The sequence below is a fragment of the Bradyrhizobium sp. Leo170 genome (assembly GCF_004296405.1).
Classification (GTDB): Bacteria; Pseudomonadota; Alphaproteobacteria; order Rhizobiales; family Xanthobacteraceae; genus Bradyrhizobium.
In genome coordinates, this window is sequence record NZ_PSRR01000525.1 from 1 (window position 1) to 3691 (window position 3691).

Annotated in this window: 4 protein-coding genes; 2 read left to right on the forward strand and 2 right to left on the reverse strand. The window is 63.5% G+C overall.

All coding sequences use genetic code 11. The features are described from left to right. Positions 1–62: 62 nt before the first annotated feature. Positions 63–1673 carry an acyl-CoA synthetase gene (locus CWO89_RS41775; RefSeq protein ID WP_130584059.1) on the reverse strand — a complete coding sequence of 537 codons (1611 nt, stop codon included), beginning with the start codon at positions 1671–1673 and terminating at the stop codon, positions 63–65. Between the two features lie 500 nt (positions 1674–2173). Here CWO89_RS41775 and CWO89_RS41780 point away from each other — a divergent pair, with 500 nt between their 5' ends. After that, complete coding sequence (locus tag CWO89_RS41780; RefSeq protein ID WP_207234691.1) at positions 2174–2464, forward strand: hypothetical protein; 291 nt, start codon at positions 2174–2176, stop codon at positions 2462–2464. Between the two features lie 65 nt (positions 2465–2529). Here CWO89_RS41780 and CWO89_RS41785 read toward each other — a convergent pair whose 3' ends face one another. Continuing rightward, the gene (locus CWO89_RS41785; protein WP_130584060.1) at positions 2530–3057 is read right to left on the reverse strand and encodes a DUF4112 domain-containing protein; all 528 of its coding nucleotides are present in this window, start codon (positions 3055–3057) and stop codon (positions 2530–2532) included. Between the two features lie 208 nt (positions 3058–3265). On the opposite strand from CWO89_RS41785, the gene CWO89_RS41790 reads away from it, so the two are divergent. Beyond that, positions 3266–3481 (forward strand): hypothetical protein, encoded by a 216-nt coding sequence (locus CWO89_RS41790; RefSeq protein WP_130584061.1) that lies wholly within the window; start codon positions 3266–3268, stop codon positions 3479–3481. Positions 3482–3691: the final 210 nt, after the last annotated feature.

The window sequence follows — 3691 nt, forward strand, 5'->3', positions numbered from 1 at the left end:
GGCCGCTCGCAAAGCCGAGACAGGCGTCCCGGGTTGCGCTTCGCTCCACCCGGGCTACGACGTTACCCCCGCGCCCGTAACTCGCGGCGCAGCACCTTGCCGGTCGCGGTCATCGGCAACGACTCCGCGAACTCGACGAAGCGCGGATATTCGTGGGCGGCGAGTTGCACTTTGACAAAGTCCTGGATCTCGCGGGCGAGCGTGTCGCTTGGGGCATAACCGGCGCGGAGCACGATCCAGGCCTTGATCGACTCGGTCCTGATCGGATCGGGAATGCCGACCACGGCCGACATCGCGACCGCCGGATGTTTCATCAGCGTGTGCTCGATCTCCGACGGGCCGACGCGATAGCCGGCGGTGGTGATGACATCGTCCTCGCGGCTGACGTACCAGAAATAACCGTCCTCATCCTGCACGCCGAGATCACCGGTCAGGAGGAACGCGCCGGCATATTTCTTCGCGGTCGCCTCCGGATTGCGCCAATATTCGATCATGGTGACGGGGCATGGCTGCCGCACGCCGATGATGCCGCGCGTGCCCCGCGGCAGTTCCTCGCCTCTATCATTGACGATGCGCACGTCGAAGCCGGGTGTCGCCCTGCCCATCGAACCCGGGCGGATCGGAAACAGGTTTGAATTGCTGCCGATCACAAGGTTGCACTCGGTCTGGCCGAACACTTCATGGGCGTCGATGCCGAAGGTGTCGCGCACCCAGCCCAATAGTTCGCCGCCGAGCGACTCGCCGCCGGTGAAGATGCTGCGCAGCTTCACGCCCGAATTCTTCACGCCCGCCTGGCGCATCAGCTTCAGCGCGGTCGGCGGCAGGAACACGTTGCGGATGCCGAGGTCGGCCATCATCTGCATCGCCGCCTGCGGCTCGAACTTGCGGGCGCGATGGCCAACCATGGGAATGCCGTGGTACCAGAACGCGAACAGGCCGTTGATCAAGCCGCCGATCCAGGCCCAATCCGCGGGCGTCCACATCAGGTCGCCGGGCCGCGGCAGGAAGTTGTGGCACATCTCGACATTCGGCAGGTGGCCGAGCACGACGCGGTGCGCGTGCAGCGCGCCTTTCGGGTTACCCGTGGTGCCCGACGTGTAGATGATGAGTGCGGGATCATCGGCCGAGGTGTCGACGCTCGCAAACTCCGGCGAGGCCGCACGCAGCGAGGGCCAGAACGGCCTGGTGCCTGCGGGGACTTCCTCGCCGACCACATAGACGTTCTTCAACTCGGGCAGGCGGTCGCGGATCTTCGCCAACTTCTCCCAGCCGGCCGCGTCGGTCACGATCGCCTTCGCTTCGGAATTCGACAGCCGGAATTCCAGCGCATCCTCGCCGAACAGCGCGAACAGCGGGATCGAGATCATCGCGGAGCGGAAGGCGGCAAGATGCGCGATCGGCAATTCGAGCGATTGCGACAGGAACACCGCGACGCGGTCGCCGTGCTGAAGACCGTCGGCCTTCAGCACATTGGCGAAGCGGCGCGACATCTCCGCGACCTCGTCGAAGGTGGTGCGCGTCTGGGTGCCGTCCTCGTCGACATAGACAAGCGCGGGCCGGCCCGAGCCGTCGGCATGGCGGTCGCAGCAGGCGGTCGCCATGTTGAAGCGCGCCGGGACGTCCCAGCGGAAGTTGCGGGTGAGCTCGTCGTAGGTTGCGGCTTCCTTGAGCATGATCCTCGGGCGTTCCTGACGTTTCCTCGCGAACCGGCGTCGCGATGACCGGTCGCTCTGTTGTTGCTGTCAGTTTTAAAGCGCCGCGCGCCCCGCACAAGCCTTCGCCCCTGCACGTCGCGCCTTATGGGCTGCCGGCCACGTCAACGCGTCGCGATGCGTGCAATCCTTGCAGGCCGTCGTTCCGCCCGTCCTTCGCCGCGCCGCGGAATAATGCACGGACGAGACATCGGCCGATCACCTCAGATTTCTTTCCTTCCGGCGGGCCCGGGTGCGCAGGAACTCAGCTAATCAATTGATTCAATTCAGCTTATTCTAGTTTCCTTACTGCCATGCGCGGATTCATCATGAGGTCTGTCGGCACCGTTCAGGGGTCGCAATTTTGTCAAATAAGCCTATATTAGGGGACGAAATGACATGTGCGGCGCGCCGCCGGTTGTGGCGTGCCGTCCCCAACCCCCAATCGCGCTATCGCTAAGAAGAGTAAGAGGTCGTCGACCATGCGTCCTATGCGTCCGTTCAACTTTAACACCTCCGCCGAACTCTTTCCCGCCGCCATTCGCAAGAAGAAGCGGGCCGGTTTCGCCTATCGGCGCTTTGGCACCGCGGCAGAAGCCGTGCAGTATGCCATGGAAGAGCTGCCGGCGGATTCGCTGAACGGCGCCTACCTGCAGGTCGAGGAAGCCCGTTTCGACCAGAACGGCATCCGCACGCTCTATGAGAGCGAGGCGTTCCCGCTGCCGCGTCGTCCGCGCCCGGTGCAGACCAATACCGACGCCGACGCCGCTTAAACCAATCCGTCCCTGACCCAAGCGAAAAGCCCTCGGGATGATCCGGGGGCTTTCTCTTTTTGCGCTCATAGCCGCGGCTGCTTGTCCAGCCAGCGCCTGAGCATGCGCACGTTCCGGACATTGGCGCGGAACATGACGTCGAACGCGTCGCCCGCGAGCGGCACCAGGCCGACCGCGCCATCGAGCGCGACATTGGCGGGCATCCGCGCGGTAATGTGCCAGGGCGCGCCCAGCGCACGCGCTTCCCGCACCAGCCACAGCGAGATCGCCGTCGTGATGATGTCGCCGACCACGGGGATCAGACCAATCAGGCCGTCGATGCCGTAGCGGATCTTGGTGCCGGGTACGATGAAGGCGACGTCGAGCAGTTTCGCGATCGCCTCGAGCCGCGCCAGCCGCTGCTCACGGGTAAGAGTGCCGAACGGATTGGCGGTCTCGAAATCAAGCCGGAACGCCTCGAACTGCGGATGCAGCGCCGCTTCCGGAATCTCGCGTCCGTCCTGGTCGATGATTTTCCCCCGCGGCCTGGCGTCGCGGAACGGGCCCTGCGAGCGGGCGCGGTTGGGCACGAAGATGTCGTCGGGCATGAGCATTCAGATGGTAACGCAAGGACGCGGTACAAGTTGCGTCACATTACCGCTCTGTCACCTCGCGGCAGGGCCGCACACTCGCCGTGATTCCGTCGTTAGCAGTGTCTCATTCGCGATACCAGTTAAAAGCATTGCCGCGATTTAACTGGTGGATCTTGTCGGCTCAGGCCAACACCGACCGCTTTAATCCCGCGAGGGCTTCCATCAAGCGATGCCGAATATTGAGATCACTGAGGAGTGCCGCGCCCTGATTGAGAGCGCGGTTGAGCCCCCGACCGGACGGCGCTTGCCAAACGGCAACTGGCTCATACCGGTCAACGAGGTGACATGGGAGCGACTGCAGCAAGTACGGCGGCAAGGCGAAACGATCTCGGACTGCATCATTCGCGTCATGATCGTCACCTTGCATAAGAGCGGCTTGCAATAGGGCATTGCAGCCTAGGACTGTTAGATAGTGCTGTAGGGTGGGCAAAGGCGCACTTGCGCCGTGCCCACCATCCAGCGCCGTGCTCGGGATGGTGGGCACGCTTCCGCCTTCGCTCGTTGAGCTACGGCGGACAAGTCGCTTTGCCCACCCTACAGCATCGCCGCAAGTTCGGATTCAAATTTCAAACAGCGTGAGGGATGTGAGTTCGCA